Annotated in this window: 19 protein-coding genes; 12 read left to right on the top strand and 7 right to left on the bottom strand. The window is 34.4% G+C overall.

The genetic code is table 11. From position 1 onward, the window contains the following. Window positions 1–8 precede the first annotated feature (8 nt). From BR65_RS14035 to BR65_RS08830, 4 genes are all read right to left on the bottom strand, one after another. The gene (locus BR65_RS14035) at window positions 9–374 is read right to left on the bottom strand and encodes a hypothetical protein (RefSeq protein ID WP_211251489.1); all 366 of its coding nucleotides are present in this window, start codon (window positions 372–374) and stop codon (window positions 9–11) included. Between the two features lie 4 nt (window positions 375–378). Next, a complete protein-coding gene (locus BR65_RS14030) occupies window positions 379–786 on the bottom strand; it encodes an LLM class oxidoreductase (RefSeq protein ID WP_211251488.1) in 408 nt (135 codons plus the stop codon). A 251-nt stretch (window positions 787–1037) separates the two neighbouring features. Continuing rightward, window positions 1038–1463: a MarR family winged helix-turn-helix transcriptional regulator gene (locus tag BR65_RS08835; RefSeq protein WP_034537952.1), complete on the bottom strand. Its 426-nt coding sequence runs from the start codon at window positions 1461–1463 to the stop codon at window positions 1038–1040. A gap of 98 nt (window positions 1464–1561) precedes the next feature. Beyond that, window positions 1562–2284 carry an NADPH-dependent F420 reductase gene (locus BR65_RS08830; protein WP_034537951.1) on the bottom strand — a complete coding sequence of 241 codons (723 nt, stop codon included), beginning with the start codon at window positions 2282–2284 and terminating at the stop codon, window positions 1562–1564. A 243-nt stretch (window positions 2285–2527) separates the two neighbouring features. On the opposite strand from BR65_RS08830, the gene BR65_RS08825 reads away from it, so the two are divergent. The 7 genes from BR65_RS08825 to BR65_RS08795 all read left to right on the top strand — a co-directional run bounded on the left by BR65_RS08825 (window position 2528) and on the right by BR65_RS08795 (window position 10069). Next, a complete protein-coding gene (locus BR65_RS08825; RefSeq protein ID WP_034537950.1) occupies window positions 2528–2887 on the top strand; it encodes a winged helix-turn-helix transcriptional regulator in 360 nt (119 codons plus the stop codon). Window positions 2888–3076: 189 nt separating this feature from the next. Continuing rightward, window positions 3077–4054, top strand: a complete 978-nt coding sequence (locus BR65_RS08820) for a LacI family DNA-binding transcriptional regulator (protein ID WP_034537949.1) — start codon at window positions 3077–3079, stop codon at window positions 4052–4054. A 147-nt stretch (window positions 4055–4201) separates the two neighbouring features. Next, window positions 4202–5143: an ABC transporter permease gene (locus BR65_RS08815; RefSeq protein ID WP_051932725.1), complete on the top strand. Its 942-nt coding sequence runs from the start codon at window positions 4202–4204 to the stop codon at window positions 5141–5143. Window positions 5144–5155: 12 nt separating this feature from the next. Next, entirely contained in the window at window positions 5156–6037 is an 882-nt protein-coding gene (locus BR65_RS08810) for a carbohydrate ABC transporter permease (protein ID WP_034537947.1), read from the top strand. Between the two features lie 24 nt (window positions 6038–6061). Next, window positions 6062–7669 carry an ABC transporter substrate-binding protein gene (locus tag BR65_RS08805; RefSeq protein ID WP_034537946.1) on the top strand — a complete coding sequence of 536 codons (1608 nt, stop codon included), beginning with the start codon at window positions 6062–6064 and terminating at the stop codon, window positions 7667–7669. A 12-nt stretch (window positions 7670–7681) separates the two neighbouring features. Further along, window positions 7682–9181: a glycoside hydrolase family 32 protein gene (locus BR65_RS08800; protein WP_034537945.1), complete on the top strand. Its 1500-nt coding sequence runs from the start codon at window positions 7682–7684 to the stop codon at window positions 9179–9181. A gap of 30 nt (window positions 9182–9211) precedes the next feature. Then, complete coding sequence (locus BR65_RS08795) at window positions 9212–10069, top strand: ROK family protein (protein WP_034537944.1); 858 nt, start codon at window positions 9212–9214, stop codon at window positions 10067–10069. A gap of 560 nt (window positions 10070–10629) precedes the next feature. Here the strand turns inward: BR65_RS08795 and BR65_RS08790 are convergent. From BR65_RS08790 to BR65_RS08780, 3 genes are all read right to left on the bottom strand, one after another. Beyond that, window positions 10630–12114 carry a glycoside hydrolase family 32 protein gene (locus tag BR65_RS08790; protein WP_034537943.1) on the bottom strand — a complete coding sequence of 495 codons (1485 nt, stop codon included), beginning with the start codon at window positions 12112–12114 and terminating at the stop codon, window positions 10630–10632. Between the two features lie 26 nt (window positions 12115–12140). Continuing rightward, entirely contained in the window at window positions 12141–13574 is a 1434-nt protein-coding gene (locus BR65_RS08785) for a sucrose-specific PTS transporter subunit IIBC (protein ID WP_034537942.1), read from the bottom strand. A 126-nt stretch (window positions 13575–13700) separates the two neighbouring features. Beyond that, window positions 13701–14678 (bottom strand): LacI family DNA-binding transcriptional regulator, encoded by a 978-nt coding sequence (locus BR65_RS08780; RefSeq protein ID WP_034537941.1) that lies wholly within the window; start codon window positions 14676–14678, stop codon window positions 13701–13703. A gap of 331 nt (window positions 14679–15009) precedes the next feature. Between BR65_RS08780 and BR65_RS08775 the strand changes: the two genes are divergently transcribed. The 5 genes from BR65_RS08775 to BR65_RS08755 all read left to right on the top strand — a co-directional run bounded on the left by BR65_RS08775 (window position 15010) and on the right by BR65_RS08755 (window position 21479). Continuing rightward, a complete protein-coding gene (locus tag BR65_RS08775) occupies window positions 15010–15453 on the top strand; it encodes a CopY/TcrY family copper transport repressor (RefSeq protein ID WP_034537940.1) in 444 nt (147 codons plus the stop codon). A 22-nt stretch (window positions 15454–15475) separates the two neighbouring features. Next, a complete protein-coding gene (locus BR65_RS08770; protein ID WP_034537939.1) occupies window positions 15476–17938 on the top strand; it encodes a heavy metal translocating P-type ATPase in 2463 nt (820 codons plus the stop codon). A gap of 65 nt (window positions 17939–18003) precedes the next feature. Further along, complete coding sequence (locus tag BR65_RS08765; protein WP_034537938.1) at window positions 18004–18207, top strand: heavy-metal-associated domain-containing protein; 204 nt, start codon at window positions 18004–18006, stop codon at window positions 18205–18207. A gap of 129 nt (window positions 18208–18336) precedes the next feature. Next, window positions 18337–20502 (top strand): heavy metal translocating P-type ATPase, encoded by a 2166-nt coding sequence (locus tag BR65_RS08760; RefSeq protein ID WP_034537937.1) that lies wholly within the window; start codon window positions 18337–18339, stop codon window positions 20500–20502. A gap of 380 nt (window positions 20503–20882) precedes the next feature. Next, on the top strand, window positions 20883–21479 hold the full coding sequence (locus BR65_RS08755; RefSeq protein WP_034537935.1) for a histidine phosphatase family protein: 597 nt from the start codon (window positions 20883–20885) through the stop codon (window positions 21477–21479). Window positions 21480–21615: the final 136 nt, after the last annotated feature.

Raw genomic sequence — 21615 nt, 5'->3', positions numbered from 1 at the left:
TTATTTTCTTATGTTGAATGTAAGAATTTTTCTGCAAGCAAATTATAGGCTTTTAAACGCCCTTCTTGTTCCCCATAAAAATCAACAATCATAATTACATCAACTAAAGTCTCTTTTGCTAGTGCTCTTAATTTTTGTGCGACTGTCTGTATGCTTCCAATGATAAAACGTTGTTTATTGTTGTTATATGCAGCTAATTCTGCATTGGTATATTTATGCTCTGATGTTTCTTCTGGCGATACAACAGCAAGGTTGCTAGACCCTGTAGCCATTCTTGCCCATAGTAATTCCATTGGGCCTGCTAAATATTTTGCTTCTTCCTCTGATTCTGCTGTAATAACCGGTATCGATAAAATTCCTTTTGGTTCTTTCATGTATTTAGACGGTTCGAATTTTTTCATGATATGAACGAAGAACTGGAACGGCTAATTCTGGCGATAAGTGTGCTGCAAAAACAAATCCAAGTCCTTTTTCAATTGCGTACTGTAGTCCACCTTGGCTTGAACCCAACATATAAAAATCAGAAATTAATGGAAAATCACCAGGTACTTTGATATGACGGTAAGGATGGTCCTCAGGAAAATTGCGTGAAAAGAAGGATAGTAAACTATCTAATTTCAAGGAGAAATCTTCCGACGAAACTTGTAAAGCTCTTGCAGTTAGAGTGTCTGTTCCTGAAGCTCTTCCTATACCAAGATCAATTCTTCCGGGGTGAAGTGCTGATTTGATTCGTTGTATTATGATGTTCAGTGAACCAATATCTATAAAAACCAAGTTTATCTGCAAGTTTTACAACTTCTGTAGTATTAGCGAGGCTTTCAATAGGGTTTGAACCCTTATAGATATGGACGAAGTCTAACAGTGATAGTTTTAATTCATTTTTATCTTTTAACATCATAAATAAAATCTCGTTTGGTATTAATATACGAGACAAAATACTTAGCAAGCTAAGTATTTTGCTAAACTTACTCGTAACGTAAAGAGTTTTTTCTTTTCACGAATATATTTAGCTTGCTAAGTATATTCGTGAAAAGAAACTAATACAAGTTACTTTCCATTTGCTTCAAAAGTCGTCTTAATAGCAGACGTTCTTCTGGTAAAGTTGATTTAAGCAACTTATCTTGTTGCTTCGTCCATCTTTCATTAATAGGTTCTTTCAGCTCTTTTCCTTCTTCGGTTAGGAAAATCCGCATAACTCTTGAATCCTTTTGGTCACGTTCTCGGTAGATGAAGCCATTTTCCTCTAGTGATTTAACCATATTCGTTACAGTAGGTGGTTCACAATTTAAGTGGGTGCATAGCTGCATTTGTGTAATTCCATCCCCTGACCATAAGCGATGAAGTAATTTATCTTGACCAACATATAAATTAATTTCTCTTAGGCTTTCACTATAATCGCGACGCATACGGAATGAGACTCTATCTAATAGCTCACGAATTTGACACTCAAGACTGTCTTCCATGTAGCACCTCCAAATATATTTAGCTTGCTAATCATATAACGAAAAAATTAAAGTGTCAACAGCATGCTATAAACTAAAACCTTATTCACTTGACTAGCTTATGAGTTATAGATTTCTCTATTTAAGTTTACGATGTCTGAGTGAGTGAAATCAGGTGAAAAGTTTTCCATTACTTTATCTCTTAACAAGGGTGCTTTTTCTTTATCTGCTTTTTTTAAGGCGTCTATTAACTCGTCTTTTGTTAATTCTGTGCAGTAAGCAGGGTTTCCAGGTTGTTGTCTCCATGACTCACTTAAAGAGCCACTATCTACTGAATCAAAACCTAAATCATTTACTAAGCCCATGACTAGTTGTTTTTGTAAGTGGTCATCACCTGAAACTGTCATTGCGATACGTCCACTAGTACCTTCTGGGGTTCCTTTATTTTCCAAAGTGTAAGCTAATTGATTGCTGATAGCTTTAATGACAGGTCTACCTAATTGTTTTGAAACCCAAAGACTTTCGACCATTCCATTCTCGATATCTTCAATTTTACTGTCTCTGAATGGATAGTAATTTGACGTATCTACAACAATTACGTCTTTATCAACTTGATCGATAATGGTGCGAATGCTTGGCATTACATGAGAAGGGAGAGAAATAATAAGAGTATCACTATTTTTTATGACATCTTCTACAATCACAGGTGTTCCTGAGATTTCTTTCCCTGCCATATTATCTAATCCACGGGTGTCTGCGATTTTGACATCATGCCCTTTATTCACCAATTTTTTAGCAATAGTTGTCCCTATTGGTCCTGCACCGATTATTCCAATTTTCATTAGTGTTCCTCCTAAAATAAATTTTCTTCGCTTACGATCTAATAACATCTATAAAATAGTTCAATTACTCAACCATAAAATTATCTACACACTTTTTTGAGTGTAAATCAATGTTATGAAGAGGTAGTTGCTTATTTTAATCACAAATACTATACTAAACGCATTACTCTAAAAGTAGAAGTAGGCAATAAAAAAAGACGTAGTACAATTTTTTGTACTAAAGAGAAGAAATGGAATGTTAGTATGGCTAGAATATGTAAGGACGGATTTGAAAAAGAATTTATTAATGAACATAGAGATGTTTATGGCATTGCGTATACACAAAATATCCTTTCTGGACGTTGGAAGTATATTATTCTTTGGTTTTTAAAGACTAAAGAACGACGTTACAGTGAAATCAAAGCTTTTTTATGGGATATATCACAAGGATCCCTTACAAAACAATTGCGAGAATTAGAAGCAGATGGATTAATTAACCGAGAAGTTTTCCCAGAAGTACCTCCACGCGTGGAATATTCATTAACCACAAAAGGACGTGAATTTATTCCAGTGATTGATGTTATGGAAAATTTCGGAAAAAAATATGGTGAGAAATCTCAGTGAAGAAAAAAATGTACATTATTATAAAAAATAGGTATGACACTGATTTATTAAAAGTTAAATTTACTATATACTTATCTATGCGACGGTCATGTATATTGATTTTCAGATGAAGCTTCAGAAAGATAAAAAAAATTTTATACAAGTTTAGTGATGGTAAGATAAGACATATAATGAAAATGAGGTGATAAAATGGCTACAATGAAAGATGTTGCAAATTTGGCAGGAGTTGGAGTAGGTACAGTATCTAGGTATGTAAATAATCCGGATTCTTTAAAAGAAAGTACGAAAGTAAAAGTTGAGTATGCAATTAAAGAGCTGGATTATCAGCCTAATGAGTATGCTAGAGGATTAAAATTAAATAAAACAAATTCAGTCGCTTTGATCATACCTTCAATTTGGCATCCCTTTTTCTCAGAGTTTGCTTATTATGTAGAGAGAACATTGGAAAATTATGGATACAAACTGCTTTTGTGTAATTCAGAAAATAACTATAAGAAAGAATTGGAATATATTAAGATGGTTCAGCAAAATAAAGTGGATGGTATTATCGGTATTACGTATAGTGATATTGATAAATATGTTAAGTCTAACATGCCATTTGTAAGTATTGACCGTCATTTTAAAGAAGATGTCACATATGTCACATCAGACAATGCACAAGCTGGAAAATTAGCAGCAACACAGTTAATAAAAAATGGATGCAAATCTTTAGCTTATATTGGGGGCATTCCTGTTTATGAATCTGAGATTACAAAACGTGCTAGTTCTTTTCTAAAAGAAGCAAAAGAACAAAAAATCAACTATTCAAGTTTAGAAATTCCTGAACCAATTGACCGTTTAGAAGAAAAAATCGAAGAATTTATACTAGCTCATCCAGATATTGATGGCATTTTTACAATCAACGATTATATGGGGTTAGATGTAAAACAGTGTTTAGAAAATCTAGGTAAAAAAGTGCCAGATGATATTCAAATTATAGGTTGTGACGGTATTAAATTATCAAAAGATAGACAAGTTATTATGTCTACAATAAAACAACCTGTTGAAGAAATGGCTGTACAGTCAGTGCAATCGCTTTTAAAAACAATCAATCATTTACCTGTAGAAAAAAGAATTGTTCTTCCAGTAACATACATACAAGGAGACACAACAAAAATAAAAGATTGACAGATAGCGCTTACTATGTTAATTTAATAGGTGTTAAAACTAAATTTTTGTTTTTTAAAAAATATTGGAAACGTTTCAATAAATTGTAAATGTTTCTGATATTATTTTTCATCAAATTGGAAACGTTTCAAAAAAGGGGGAAGTATAATGGAAAATGCAATTTTGAAAGCTGGAAAAAAGGAGAGAGTAAATAAAAAATGGCAATATATAAAAAATAATAAACTTCTATATGTGCTGTTAATGCCTGGGTTATTATTAACACTTATTTTTAAATATTTTCCAATGTATGGAGTATTACTTGCTTTTAAAGACTATAATCCGTTAAAAGGTATTTTAGCTAGTCCGTGGGTGGGTTTTGATCATTTTATTTCTTTTTTTAACTCACCAAACTTTAGTGTTTTGCTTGAAAATACATTGAAATTAAGTTTTTATGGTTTAATACTTGGTTTTTTTCCGCCAATTATATTAGCGCTTTCTTTAAACCAGATTATGAGCAAAAAGTGGAAAAAAAGAATTCAATTAATCTTATATGCTCCAAATTTTATTTCAGTTGTAGTTATCGTAGGGATTATATTTATATTGTTTAGCGCCAACGGGCCAATTAATATTATTTTTAATAGTATTACGGGAGAAAATATAAAATTTTTGCAAAATCCGGATTTCTTTAGACCATTGTATGTTTTCTCAGGCGTATGGCAAGCAATGGGATGGTCTTCAATTCTTTATACTTCTGCCTTAGCAAATGTTGATACTGATTTATTGGATGCAGCTGGAATAGATGGAGCAAATATTTTCCAGAAAATTTGGCATGTTGATATTCCAACTATCAAACCAGTAATGGTAATCAATTTTATTCTTGCAGCAGGGGGAATAATGAGTGTGGGATACGAAAAAGCCTACCTTATGCAAACGTCCTTAAATTTACCAACATCAGAGATAATTTCGACCTATGTATATAAAGTTGGTTTGCAACAAGGTAATTATGGATATTCAACAGCTGTTGGACTTTTTAATTCCTTAATAAATATTATTTTATTGATTGGTGCAAATACAGTTGTTAAAAAATTAAATGATGGAAAAGGATTATAGGAGGCGAGATCGATGTTAAATTATACAGAATTCGATAAACGAATGTTGATTGTTAATCGAATTATCATAGGTTTTTTAGTTGTAATTACTTTATTACCATTAATTTACGTGTTGGTAGCATCATTCATGGATCCAACAACATTGTTAAATAAAGGTATAAGTTTTAATCCAAAAGATTGGACGTTAACGGGTTATGAAAGAGTATTTGCAGATGGCTCTATTTTAAGAGGATTTTTAAATTCAATTTTTTACTCAGTTACCTTTAGTGTTTTGACCGTTTTTATTACCATGATTACAGCATATCCGCTCTCTAAAGCAAACTTAGTTGGAAAAGGACCAATTATGACTTTTTTGATTATTACAATGTTTTTTGGTGGTGGTTTAGTACCAACTTACTTGTTACTAAAAAATATGAATATGATCAATACGGTTTGGGCATTAATTATTCCTGGAGCAGTGAATGTATTTAATATCATTCTGGCAAAAACTTATTTTCAAGGTATTCCAAAAGAATTATCTGAAGCAGCAGTAATGGATGGTGCAAATGAGTTTCACATTCTTTTTAAAATTATGTTACCAATAGCAAAACCCATTATTTTCGTCCTATTTTTATACGCTTTTGTGGGTCAATGGAACTCCTATTTTGAAGCTATGATTTATTTACAAGATCCTAAACTAGAACCTCTACAAATGGTATTACGTAAAATATTAATTCAAAATGAACCTTCGCAAAATATGGTAGGCGCCCAAACAGAAATGGCTGCCATCAAAGAAATAGCCGAACTAATTAAGTATGCAACTATTGTTATTTCAAGTTTACCGTTACTTATTATGTATCCGTTTTTCCAAAAATATTTTGATAAAGGTACATTGGTAGGATCTGTAAAAGGATAAAAAAAGATAATGGAGGAATAAAAAATGCGTAAGAAAAAAGCGAGGAATTTATTACTACTATCAGGATTAACAATCATGTTACTAAGTGCATGTGGTTCAACAGATGAAGCTTTTACGGAAGATTATGAACTATCAAATGTTACTTTCCCATTAAAAGAAGAGGTTTCGTTAAAATTTTTAACACAAAGTTCGCCATTAGCACCAGCAGATCCTAATGACAAGTTGGTATTCCAAAGACTTGAAGAAAAGACGGGCGTTCACATCGATTGGACAAACTACCAATCAGATTTTGCAGAAAAAAGGAATTTAGATATTGCAAGTGGATCCTTACCAGATGGCATTTTTAATGCCGCTGCTAGTGATTATGATCTTTTATCTTGGGCAAAAAATGGAATTGTTATTCCTGTAAATGATTTAGTTGATCAGTATATGCCAAATTTAAAGAAAATTTATGAAGAAAACCCAGAGTATAAAGCTCTTGCAACAGCTCCAGATGGAAATATGTACTCCTTTCCTTGGATTGAAGAATTAGGAAGCGATAAAGAATCGATTCATACTGTAAATGATATGGCATGGATCAATGTGGACTGGTTAAACAATCTAGGATTAGAAATGCCACAAACAACGGATGAACTGATAACTGTTTTAGAAGCTTTTAAAACTCAGGATCCAAATGGTAATGGAGAAGCAGATGAAATTCCATTATCTTTTATTGATAATGGGGGCAACGAGGATATGAAATTACTATTTTCTGCTTTTGGTATCGGGGACAATGATGACCACCTTGTAGTGGGAAATGATGGTAAGGTTGACTTTACAGCAGACAATCCAGAATATAAAGAAGCCATTCATTACTTTAATGATATGTACCAAAAAGGTTTAATTGATACAGAAGCTTTTGAGCATGACTGGAATGGATATATTGCCAAAGGAAAAGAAGCACGTTATGGTGTTTACTTTACTTGGGATAAGGCAAATGTTACAGGAGATAATGATACTTACGATTTATTACCAGTACTATCAGGACCAACCGGAGAAAAACATATAACAAGAACTAATGGGATGGGTTTTAGTCGTGACCGTTTTGTTATCACAAGTGAAAATAAAAATCTTGAGTTAACGGCAAAGTGGATAGATGCTATGTATGAACCGTCTCAATCCGTTCAAAATAACTGGGGAACTTATGGAGCAGAAGATAGCCAGAATATTTTTGAATTAGACGAGGAAACAAACATGTTGAAACATTTACCATTAACTGGAACTTCTCCGGGAGAATTAAGACAAAAAACAGAAGCTTCAGGTCCGTTGGCAATTTTAAACGATTATTATGGAACCGTCACGACCATGCCAGAGGATGCAAGATGGCGATTAGAAATACTAAAAGAAAACTTTGTACCTTATGTTACGAATGATTTTATTTATCCAAGAGTATTTCTAACGCTTGAAAATGCAGATCGTATAGCAAAAATTGACGCAGACATGCTACCATATCTGAATCGAAAACGAGCAGAATGGATTATAAATGGAAATATTGATACAGAATGGGAAGATTATTTGAAAGAATTAGAAAGTTTTGGCTTATCAGAATGGTTAGAAATTAAACAAGAAGGTTACGATACTTTTAAAGAATAAGAGGGGAAATAAATGACAATGAACAATTACACACTTTTGAAGGCAAATTCCTTTATAGAAGAGAATAAAGATAAGGTCGTACAAGATTACCGTCTAAATTATCATTTCGCAGCACCTACAGGATGGATAAATGATCCTAATGGATTTGTTTTTTATAAAGGCGAATATCATTTATTCTATCAATTTCATCCATATAATTCGGAATGGGGTCCCATGCACTGGGGACACGCAAAAAGTAAAGACATGATAAATTGGGAACATCTTCCGGTTGCTCTAGCACCTGATACACCTGCAGATGCAGGTGGGTGCTTTTCAGGAAGTGCCATTGAGAAAGATGGAAATCTTTATCTTATGTATACAGGTATCATGCATGTAGAAACGGAAAATAAGACACAACAAGTACAATGTATAGCCGTATCAAAAGATGGAATAAATTTTGAAAAATTAAAGCAAAATCCTATTATTGATACATCTTCCTTACCGATAAATGCAGTCCAAGAAGATTTCAGAGATCCAAAAGTGTTTGAAAGGAACGGTATTTATTATAGCGTGATTGTATCAAAGACAAAACAAGAAACAGGGCAAGTTTTATTGTACAAATCGCTTGATTTGATCAACTGGGAATTTAAATCAATCCTACTTGAAGGCCAAGAGGAACATGGTGTTATGTGGGAATGCCCTGATTTATTTGAATTAAATGGGCATGATGTTCTAATCCTTTCTCCTATCCAAATGCCTAGAAAGGGTCATGATTTCCACAATACAAGTTCCTCCATAGTGATGGTTGGAAGAGTAGATTGGAACACTGGTAAATTTGTAAAATCAACTTTACAAGAAATAGATCATGGTCTTGATTTTTATGCTCCCCAGACATTACAAGATGCTAACGGAAACCGTATCATGATAGCATGGATGCAGATGTGGGGAAGAACGCAGCCAACACATGTTGAAAGACATGGTTGGGCTGGTGCTATGACACTTCCACGAGTATTAGAAATCAAAAATGAACAGTTAATTCAAAAGGCAATCAACGAAATTAATCATTATCAAACAGTTGAAAAAGAATATCATGATATATATTTAGAGAATGAAACAAAAACAGTCGATTCCTTTTCGGAACCGAGTCTGCGTATTCAATTACAGGCTAATTTAGAGAACGCTAAAACTTTTTTTATTGAATTACCCAAAAATGAAGATGAAAAAGCTGTTTTACTTTTTCAAGTAGAAGAAGGTGTAATGGAGTTAAGTAGAGAATATATAGGATCGCCTATTTTAGGTTCTGAAGATTCTACTTTGGTAAAAAGAACCGTAAGTATTCCACTTATCGATAATCAACTTCAATTGGATATTTTTATTGATAAATCTTCAATAGAAGTATTTATCAACGGCGGACGTGAGGTTATGTCCATGACTATTTTCCCACTAAAAGCAGTCCATGAATATGCTATTGGCGTGAATGGAAAAGTGACGATCAAGGAATTACAGCACTCGTCAATTCATGTTGGTGAGTAGGGCATTCAAAATACTAAAGGAGGATTATCATTGAATTATGGAGGTATTGAAGCGGGAGGCACAAAATTTATTTGTGCTGTTTCGGACGAAAGTTTAGAAATAATTGCAAAAAAAAGTATAGAAACAACAAATCCCAAAGATACACTAAAGAAAGTTTTTGATTTTTTTGAACCATATAAATTAGCTGCTCTTGGAATTGGTTCTTTTGGCCCGATTGAGATAAATAAAAATTCTGAACTATATGGTAGTCTCACTTCAACGCCAAAAAAAGGCTGGGAAAATTTCAAGCTTTTACCGGCAATAAAAAAAGAAATAGACGTTCCTATTCAGTTGACAACAGATGTAAATGCAGCTGCATACGGTGAATGGAAGCATGGTAGCGCAAAGGGATTAGAAAGTTGTATCTATCTAACGATTGGCACTGGAATTGGTGCTGGAGCAATCGTCAACGGAGAAATCCTTTCAGGATTTGGTCACCCTGAGATGGGACATATTGGGATAAAAAAACATAAAAAAGATAAGTTCAATGGTAATTGTCCGTACCATAGCGATTGCTTTGAAGGTATGGCATCAGGTCCAGCTATTGAAAAGAGATATGGGGAAAAAGGCTACGAATTAGCTGATAAAAAAGAGGTTTGGCAAATTGAAGCTGATTATATAGCGCAAGCTCTGATTAATTACAGTCTAATACTAAGACCAGAGCGTATTATTTTAGGTGGAGGAGTAATGAAACAGAAGCAACTCTTTCCTTTAATTAAAAATCGTTTTAGAGAACTTATGAACGATTATCTCTCTGTGCCAGATTTAGATACCTATATCGTTCCGCCAATTTTAGAAGATAATGCAGGTATCGTGGGATGTCTTCAGTTAGCATTGGAATGCAAATAAGAGATAGTGATAATTTAAATAAGAAAGGGATTAATAAATGGGGATTTTAATAACTGCTTTTATAAAAAACATACCAATGAAAAATACTATTTAATCAAAAATAATAATTTTACATCTGTTTATGTATTTTTTATTAACTTAGAATTATATGTAGTTTAGGTTAAATGCTCAAATTTATAGTTCAATTTCTAAAGAATCACTTTATAATTATTGATAATGCATTTAGTACAAAATTATTTTTATCAAGTAAATTGCTTCATCTAATTTACTATTAATGAAAAAAACTCCCATTTATGAACTATGTAGTGACCCCCAAATGTTAGACCAAAAATCTAACGTTTGGAGGTCAGTTTACTACATATAAGTAGGAGTTTTTTTAATTTCTTTATCAATTTTTCATGGTAGTTCACCATGGCATATCTCAGTGATTTAAATACTATTTATAACAAAGTAATAACGAGAATTATATGAATAAATAACATAGAGTGATTGATGTCTATACATACCTAATCAGTTAAACCTTCAACTGTACAATACATTTTCCAATAAGAGGAGGCTGCTTAATTAATTTCCCATTGAATTGCTGTTACAGTGGCATGTCCTTTAGTATAGAATTGTATTTGATTGTGATCTACTTGTGAGTAAAGACGAGATGTAAAAACTTCTAAACCATCATTCACAAATATTTCTACGGAAGATTCATCCATGAATAATTGAATATCTAGTTCTTCTTCAGAAAAATCGCATTTTCTTATACTGCCAAATTCAGCAGTGGCTGTTTCACCGGATTGACTTCGATCAAAAACTAATTTTTTTGCTATTCGATCATAATAAAAATTGGTTACTTCCTTTTCTCCCATACGGAAACTTAAACCTACAGATGATCCGCTTAAGTTTGAAAAGGTTACTTGGAGTTCGTAAGTTCTAGCAGAAAAATTTTCAGCAATGACTGCTTCGTTTTCTAGTTCCATTTCTACGGTATTTTTCTTCCCACGTAATAAAGAAAGTTCAGATACGGGTTTCTGATGAAGTTTTCCATTTTGTATACTAATTTCACGCGGAATTGTCAAACAATGAGCCCATCCAAATTCATCGGTCGCACAATCCACACCTGGAAGACCTAACCACCCAACTAACAATTGACGTCCATTTGGATCAGTCATTGTTTGAGGTGCATAAAAATCAAAACCTCTATCTAATTCTTTAAAGTTCTCTGTCACATGAAAAATTCCTGTAGCAAAATCAAGTGGATTTCCTAATAAATAACCAGATTGATAAATATTTTGATAGTTATCTCCCTCCTCTGTCATTCCTTGAGGTGAAAATAAGAGAACTCCTTGATGATCCAACTCAAAATAGTCTGGACATTCCCACATAAATCCTTGGTTTTCTGAAGTAATATTTCCTTTTAATTCTATCGCTCGTTGATACGTCCATTTTTCTAAATCATCTGAAACATAATAAGCAATTGCTCCTTCATGACTATCTGTTTCTGCTCCAATAATGCAGTAATAGCGACCATTTTGTTCAATAATTTTGGGATCTCTGAAGTTATCCGTATAGCCTTCAGGCGAGCCTGTAATCAGCGGATTTTGAGATTTCTTAATGTAATTGTCGTTCCCCATCACTGCATGACATTGATAAGGAATTCGCGTCCAATTTTCCGTTCGAGTATTGCCTGTATAGAACAAATGCAACTGATCATTTTTCACAAATCCTGTACCTGAGAAAACACCATGACTATCATATTTAGTATCCGGCTCCAATGCAATACCATGATCTTCCCAATCAACCAAATTATTAGAAACCATATGATACCAGTACTTCACACCATGAACTGGGCCTAAAGGGAACCACTGATAAAATAAGTGATACTGACCGTTATAGTAACTAAATCCGTTTGGATCATTTAGTAATCCTGTTTTAGGTTGAATATGAAAAATTTGTCGATAAGGTCCCTCGTTAACTTTTTTTACCAATTCTGTCATATAAGTACTAGAGACATCCTCAATTCTTTTATAACGTTCTTCTTTTGTCCATTCCATTTGTATTATCCCTCGCAATTTTCTTTTTAGACTATTTTTTTTATTTTGCTAGTCTTTGCAAATAATATGGTAACAATAAATGTTACGACAAAAGCTATTCCTAAAGAAATTAAATATTGAATCATTGATTGCGGACGAATAACGATCACACCTGGTAAACCAGCAGGTCCTTGTGATAAGGATAAGACGTTCATCCATGTAGCGTAAGCTGATCCTATTGCTGATCCAATTAGGGCTGCAATAAATGGATATTTAAGCTTCAAATTGACACCAAAAACAGCTGGCTCAGTAATGCCTAATAAAGCTGATACTCCTGCTGCTGAAGCAATGGAATTCATTTTAATATCTTTTTTAAATAGGTAAAATACTGCTAATGCAGCAGCTCCTTGTGCCACGTTAGAAGCAGCTACAACTGCAAAAGTTGGTGAACCTCCAAGTGTTTCAATATTAGCCAATATCTGCATCTCAGAAGTAACCAAACTATGGTGCATACCTGTAATAACAAGTAATGGATAAACAACACCATAAATGGCTCCTCCTATAGGTCCTAACTCAAAAAACAACCACATTACGCCATTAGTCATCCAATCTCCGATTACTCTCATGACAGGACCAATAGCTATAAAAGTAAAACTAGCTGTAAATAAAACTGCAATTAGTGGAGTAACAATATTATCTAGCATCATTGGAATAAATTTCCGTAATATTTTTTCTGTCTTAGCTAAAACAAAAGCCGCTCCAATTACAGGTAAAACGGTTCCTTGATAGCCTACTTTAGCGATTTCAAGACCAAAAATATTCCATACTGGTAATGTGTTATCCAGTAAAGCTTGACCATAGTCATAACCGTTTAATAAGTCTGGATGAATCATTATCGCTCCAATGACAGCACCTAAAACAGGGGTTGCACCAAAAGTCTGAGCCGCAAAAAATCCAATTAGAACTGGGAGAAATACAAATGCAGTATTAGAGAATACATTAACCATTTCTGCTAAATCTGAGAATTGAGGATAGGCCTCGATTACTGTCTGATTAGAAATAAATAAACCTTTAGCTGTTAATAAATTATTTAGTCCCATTAATAACCCTGCAGCTACTAAAGCTGGTAAAATTGGGACAAACACATCTGCTAACGCTTTCAAAATACGTTGAATTAGATTCATTTTTGTTGCAGCTAAATCTTTTAATTCATCTTTGCCTATTTCGGATAAATTAGTCTGCGTTAAAAACTCTTGATAAACTTTATTGACCAATCCAGTTCCTAAAATAATTTGAAATTGACCACCATTATTAAAAGAACCTTTGACACCCTCAACTTCAGAGATACTATCTGTGGCTATCAGACTATCATCTTTCAAAACTATTCGTAATCTAGTTGAACAATGGGCGGCTGAAACAATATTTTCTACTCCACCAACTCCATGAATAATATCTGTTGTTATCTTTTTAATATCTAACATACTCACTGTACACCTCCATATTTTTTAAAAATGAAACGTTTCATTTTTAATATAAACAAAAAAAATCTAGTTGTCAAACCTTTTTGAAAGGATTGGCAAACCGATTTTTTTAAGTACATAATCAATTTAATCTTTAGTTGTTGTACCAGATTGATAAGTTATTGGTAAAATTGTTTTTAGAGGAACTTCTTTTTTTTCAATAATGTTGAATAAACAGTGCACTGTTTCAGTTGCAATTGCTGGAACTGACTGGCGAATGCTGGAAAGGTATATTGGAGTATTATTAGATTGCTTACTTCCATCAAATCCAATAACTTGGATATCTTCTGGGACTCTCTTACCATTTTGGTGAAGTAAAGCGATAACTTCCATAGCTTGTTCATCTGTTACCACGAATATTCCATCGATTCCTTTATTCACTATTTGTTCCTGAATAAATAGGGGTAGTTGTTCCCTAAACTCTTGATGGTGTCCTTCGTAATAAAATTTTTCCCAATCAAGTTTGTTAGATTGACAGTAATCTTGAAATCCACGATAACGATCTCTTGTCGAGTTTTCATAAATTGAACCATAACCAATGAACGCTAATTTATTTGACCCAGCTTGCTGTAATTTCTCAGCTGCTAATTTACCTCCAGCAAAATTATCACTCATAATTGTTGGTATTTTTTCAGAAAAGTAACGGTCAATACTGACAACTGGTATTTCATTAGAAATATAGGCATCTACGTTACTATAAGATAATGTAATCAAGCCATCGATTTTATTTTGACGAGCCATCGAGATATAGGCAATCTCATTTTCATAGTTATTTATAGTGTTACACAAAACTAATTTAGTTTGATAATTTCTCAATTCTGTTTCAATATAAAAGGCCAATTCACTAAAGAAAGGATTCCAAATAGTCGGTATCATTAAGGCAATGGTATGGGTTCTGTTTGTTCTTAGTCCAGTAGCATATATATTTTTTTCATATTTTAACTCTTTAATGGCTTCTTCAATTGCTATTGTTGTTTTTTCCTTTAACTTGCCACCGTTTAAATATTTTGAAACACTTCCTACTGATACTTTTGCTAACCTTGCAACATCTTTAATAGAAGCCATTTTTTCTCCTTCTCACTAACTTTATACAATTAACAATACCATTATTATTTAGAATGCTCAAATTAAATTATACATAGGGATAATCTATTCATTTGAAAAAATAGCATATGTTTTTTATCGTATATTGTCTAAGCAACTCCAGCAATAAAATAACTTTTAAAGAAAATAAACAAAATACCTTAAGAGAAGCAGTGAGAGCGGATGGGAATTTTTAAATACATAAATAAGAAAAATGAAAGGCAATTAAATACTTGACATATTTCGATTACAATTGTAAACTTTAGATATCAAGAAAGATTACATGTGTAAACGAAAAAAAGGGGGAAAGAATATGTTGGCAATTAGTTCAATAAAAATAACAGATGCAGAATGGGAAATTATGCGTGTGGCTTGGGCAAATGAATCGGTTACCAGTAAAGAAATCACGGCCATTCTCGAAAATAAAAAGCAGTGGAAAGCAGCTACTATCAAAACATTGATCGGTCGTTTAGTCGATAAAGGGGCCTTGCAGACTATAAAAGAAGGAAATAAATTTATTTATTCTGCTGCGGTTACTGAAGAAGAAAGTATGGATTCTTATACTGATGATATCTTTTCTCGAGTTTGTAATAAACAATCGGGTCAAGTTATCAGTAAGATGATAGCTGAAGCTACTCTAAGCAAAACAGATATTGCTCTACTAAAAAAACTATTAGAACAAAAAGAAAACACAGCATTGGATGAGGTACCATGTGAATGCGCACCGGGACAATGCGAATGCCACTTGTACCACTAATACGATTAGAAAAGAGGATAATATGGAAAATAAAATTTTTAGCATAGAAGGTATGACGTGCGCCTCATGTGCGCAAACGGTTGAAAAAGCTACGAGTAAGTTACCGGGTGTAAAAGAAGCAACTGTTAATTTGGCTACTGAGAAAATGACAGTCCAATTTGATGAATCATCTTTGACAGAAGCAGATATTCAAAAAGCTGTGACAGATGCTGGGTATACAGCGAAATCAAATACGCTTAAAAAAACGTTTGATATAGAGGGAATGACTTGTTCTTCTTGTGCACAAACCATTGAGAAGGCAACGAAAAAACTTGCAGGAGTGAACAACGCAGCTGTTAATCTAGCAACTGAAAAAATGATAGTCCAGTATGATCCAACCGTATTGAATGTATCCGATATAACAAAAGCCGTAACCGAAGCTGGGTATGAAGCTCATGAGGAAGTCGGCTCTGCAGCAGCAGTCGATTCGGACCGCGAAAAGAAACAACAGCATATTAAAGATGTCTGGCGCAGATTCATAATGTCTGCTATTTTCACCATTCCATTACTATACATTGCTATGGGACATATGGTAGGTCTGCCCCTACCGGAAGTTATCGATCCAATGATGCATCCTGTAACTTTTTCACTAACGCAATTAGTTTTAACGTTACCGGTTATGTATTATGGTCGCAGCTTCTTTGCAATCGGGTTCAAGACTTTAGTTAAAGGACATCCAAATATGGATTCTCTTGTTGCACTCGGTACCAGCGCAGCATTTGTTTACAGCCTATATGGAACCTATATGATTTATGTTGGTAATACCAGTTTCGCAATGGCTCTTTATTATGAATCAGCAGCGGTTATTCTAACACTGATTACATTAGGGAAATATTTCGAAGCTGTTTCAAAAGGCAAGACATCTGAAGCCATCAAAAAGCTAATGGGTCTGACACCAAAAACAGCTCGTGTATTACGAAGCAATCAAGAATTAGAAATAGCGATTGATGAAGTACAGGTTAGCGATATCGTTGTTGTTCGCCCCGGTGAAAAACTACCGGTTGATGGAACCATACTGGAGGGAAACACTTCAATCGATGAATCGATGTTAACCGGTGAAAGTATGCCGGTGGAAAAGAAACCAAACGACAACGTTATTGGCGCAAGCATGAATAAAAACGGAAGTTTCCAATACAAAGCAACAAAAGTTGGGAAAGATACTGCTTTATCTCAAATCATTAAATTGGTTGAAGATGCTCAAGGTTCAAAAGCTCCGATTGCAAAATTAGCTGACCAAATTTCCGGCGTCTTTGTTCCAATTGTAATCGGACTTGCGATTTTATCTGGTTTAGCTTGGTTCTTCTTAGGACAAGAGTCATGGATTTTTGCTTTAACGATTACGATTTCGGTGCTTGTTATCGCTTGTCCATGTGCACTTGGTTTAGCAACACCTACAGCCATCATGGTTGGAACGGGTAAAGGAGCCGAAAATGGTGTTTTGATTAAAAGTGGTGGAGCATTGGAAACCACTCATAAGATTGAAACAATCGTTTTTGATAAAACAGGAACCATTACAGAAGGTAAACCAAAAGTAACCGATATCGTGACTACAAAGGGTCTTTCTGAAGAAGCTCTATTGATTCTAGGCGCTTCTGCCGAAAAAGGTTCTGAGCATCCATTGGGTGAAGCCATTGTGAATGAGGCAAAAGAAAGAAATCTAGAATTCGTTAAAACCGATTCATTTAAGGCTATTCCTGGACTAGGAATTGAAGTAACCATTGACGGTCAAAATTTATTGCTTGGCAATAAGAAATTAATGGATGAAAGCCGCATTTCATTAGAAGATTTAGCTGCGATTTCAGATAAATTATCTGGGCAAGGTAAAACCCCAATGTATATTGCAAAAGATGGGGAAATTGCTGGTATTATCGCAGTTGCCGATACGGTTAAAAAGAATAGTTTAAAAGCTATTGAACAATTGCACAAAATGGGCATAGAAGTCGCTATGATTACAGGTGATAACAAACGGACGGCCGAAGCGATTGCTAAACAAGTTGGCATTGATCGTGTATTGAGTGAAGTATTGCCAGAAGATAAAGCGAATGAAGTGAAGAAACTACAATCTGAAGGGAAAAATGTTGCCATGGTCGGGGACGGTATCAATGACGCACCAGCATTGGCACAAGCTGATATTGGTATCGCGATTGGTTCCGGAACAGATGTCGCAATAGAATCAGCTGATATCGTGTTGATGAGAAGTGATTTGATGGACGTTTCAACAGCAGTTGAATTAAGTAAAGCCACAATCAAAAACATCAAGGAAAACCTATTCTGGGCATTTGCTTATAATATATTAGGTATTCCGGTAGCAATGGGTCTATTGCATATTTTTGGCGGTCCATTATTAAATCCAATGATAGCTGCTGCAGCCATGAGTTTTAGCTCTGTGTCAGTACTCATAAACGCATTACGCTTGAAACGATTTAAAGCATCTTCCGTTAAATAACTAAATAGCTGAAGAAAATAGTACTAAAGAAGAAATTGAAAAATAAAAGAAAAGAGGAATTTATTATGAAAAAAGAAGTCGTTGTAGAAGGTATGAAATGTGGAGGTTGTGCGAACACGGTACGAGAAAAATTTGAAGCGATTGAAGGAGTAAAGTCAGTTGCAATTGATTTGGAAAACAAAAAAGCGGTGATTGAAAGCCAATCCATTATTGATAACGAAACACTCGTCTCTGTACTTTCTGATACAAAATATGCTGTAGTCGATTGATTTTATGCTAAGATAAATAATTTTTAAATAGTCTGTTTTTCAAATCTCATTTTTTAACTCTAAACAGTAACATAAAGAAGAAAAATGGGGTTTATCTTTTTTAGGATCAATATGAAGGAGGAAGAAAATATGGGTAGTAAGAAAAAGTATACGAGTAATAATGAGAGTAAACATTCTTCTCCTAAACAAAAGAATCATGAACAGATGGATCACAGTAAAATGGGTCATGACCATCATATTCATGAAGAAAGTGGAGAACATGTTCCCCATGCTTATCGCGATGAACAAGTACACCCAGAACACCAGATGAATCACAATCATCACGAGGGACATGGCGGACATGGGGGTCATGGGGGTCATGAACATCATCATCATGGAAATTTTAAAGAACTATTCTTGAAATCTCTGCCACTGGGAATCATTGTGATGTTATTGTCTCCAATGATGGGTGTTACCTTGCCTTTTCAGTTTTCGTTTTCTTATTCAGACATCCTTGTTGCTGTACTGGCAACAATCTTAATGATCTATGGGGGCAAACCTTTTTATATGGGGGCTATTGATGAGTTTAAACAAAAAGCACCAGGAATGATGGCCCTCGTAACACTTGGGATAGGAGTCTCTTATTTTTACAGTATCTATGCAGTTGCTACCAGATATGTTACTGGTGAACACGTAATGGACTTTTTCTTTGAGTTCGCTTCATTGATTTTGATTATGTTGCTTGGACACTGGATCGAAATGAAAGCAGTTGGCGAAGCTGGAGACGCACAGAAAGCTCTTGCTGAATTAATGCCGAAAGATGCAGATGTTGTTTTAGAAGATGATTCTGTCGAATCTCGTCCGGTATCCCATTTGCAAGTGGGAGACGTGATACGTGTTCAGGCTGGAGAAAACATTCCAGCAGATGGTATGATTCAAAGAGGACAGTCACGAGTAAATGAAGCCCTGCTAACGGGTGAGTCAAAACCAATCGAAAAAAATGTTGGAGACCAAGTAATTGGCGGATCAACAAATAATGAAGGTGTTTTATATATTGAGGTACAAGAAACGGGTGATAAATCATTCATATCTCAAGTACAAACGTTAATTAGTCAAGCGCAAGACCAACCTTCTCGAGCTGAAAACCTTGCCAATAAAGTAGCAAGCTGGTTGTTTTATATAGCTATAGCTGCAGCTCTAATTGCTTTTATTACCTGGTTGTTTCTAACGGATGTAGAAACAGCAGTGATCTTTACAGTAACCACTTTGGTGATTGCTTGTCCACATGCTTTAGGATTAGCTATTCCTCTTGTCGTTGCGCGAAGTACTAGTTTAGGTGCAAGCCGAGGATTATTGGTCAAAGATCGTGAAGCATTAGAATTGGCAACAAAAGCTGATGTGATGATTTTAGATAAGACCGGGACATTGACGACTGGGGAATTTAAGGTATTAAATGCGGAATCGTTAAGCAAAGATTATCATACAGATGAAATTCTTGCTTTAATGGCCGGAATTGAAGGTGGGTCTAGTCATCCAATTGCTCAATCTATTGTAGATTTTGCTGGAAAAAAAGGAATTAAATCGATTAACTTTGATTCTATTGAAGTTGTATCTGGTGCTGGAGTTGAAGGTGAATCAAATGGTCACCGCTACAAATTAATCAGTCAAAAGGCATTTGGAAAGAAAGTTGATTTTGATATTCCAAAAGGAGCAACAGTCAGTTTTTTAGTTGAGGATGAAGAAGCCATTGGTGCGGTTGCTTTAGGGGATGAATTAAAACCAGCCAGTATAGAACTTATGAACGTGCTAAAATCTAATGGTATCAAGCCGATTATGGCTACCGGTGATAATGAAAAAGCCGCTCAAGGTATTGCTGAAGAATTAGGAATTGACTATAAAGCAAATCAATCTCCGCAAGATAAATATGATTTAGTTGAATCATTAAAAAATGAAGGCAAAACAGTCATTATGGTAGGTGACGGAGTAAACGATGCACCTTCCCTTGCTCTAGCTGATGTTGGCGTAGCTATAGGTGCTGGCACACAAGTAGCTCTTGATTCAGCAGATGTCATTTTAACGCAGTCCGATCCCGGAGATATTGAATCCTTTATCGAATTAGCTAATAAAACAACTAGTAAGATGAAACAAAACTTAATTTGGGGAGCTGGCTATAACTTTATTGCTATACCTATAGCAGCAGGTATCTTAGCACCTATTGGAATTACGTTGGCACCGGCTGTCGGAGCTGTGCTAATGTCGATCTCAACAGTTATTGTAGCCATTAACGCAATGACGTTAAGATTGAAAAGAAACTAAAGAAAAAGACTTCTTGATTTAAGAAGTCTTTTTTCTTACCTTTTTCCATTGTTTATGTGAAAGAAAACACCCCATAACAAACAAAATTTCGCTAGGAGTTCCTTTATTTCTTCTACAAGTACAACAGCCGTACTTCATTAGATAAGTTCTTTTTGTACAACTTGTCAATTTCTCTTCACATAAAAAACCTCTTTCTGATCAGGTTGAATAACTAGAAGTAACCTAATCAAAAAGAAGTCGTTATTACAAAGTGTGAATTTATTATTAGATATTTGAAGTATTCATAATTAATTTTCTGTATTGGTCTTGATTGATTTATTGTATCATTATAATAAAGCAAACTATAGATGGTAAGTAATTTTAACGGGAGGTTTTTTCTAATGCGCAAGTTATACATTATTCGACATGGTCAAACATTATTTAATGAAAGAAAGTTAGCTCAGGGATGGTGTGATTCTCCCTTAACTGAAAGAGGGATTAACCAAGCAAAACATGTCAAATCACATTTACAAGATCAAAATATTCAATTTGATGAAGTTTACTCTTCAACATCTGAACGTTGTTGTGATACTACTGAACTACTAACCAATCTCCCATACACTCGTAAGAAAGGTCTTAAGGAATGGAATTTTGGAATATTAGAAGGAGAACCAGAAGATTTACAACGTTCAAGGAAACCATGGTCTGGAACAGTAGAGTTTAGTCATGGTGATTATTTTAAACGTTTTGATGGAGAGTCAGATGTAGAAGCTCAAAGTCGTTTTAACGATACTATTCATGAAATCCTAGATGAAGGACATGAAAACACTCTGTGTGTCGCACACGGTGGAGTTATGTGGCTGTATTTTTTGAAACGGAACCATCCAAATGACCTAAAAGGAGAAACTTTTGGGAATTGCTGCATCTTAGAATATGATGTTAAGGATAATAATGAAGTGAAATTTGCTCGATTAATTAATCCGGCACAAAACGTTTAGAGAACTTGAAAAGTTGGTGAGTAGACTAGGATATTATTTGTTGGAGTACTTACTTTAAAATATCGATTAGAATATAAAAATGATCTTGACTTTAAAAGGAAATCATTTTTACTTATCTTAGATTGTATTGCTTAAA

Source organism: Carnobacterium inhibens subsp. inhibens DSM 13024 (assembly GCF_000746825.1).
Classification (GTDB): Bacteria; Bacillota; Bacilli; order Lactobacillales; family Carnobacteriaceae; genus Carnobacterium_B; species Carnobacterium_B inhibens.
The sequence above is the reverse complement of the archived record's forward strand: the minus strand, read 5'-3'. Positions and strand labels throughout refer to the sequence as shown.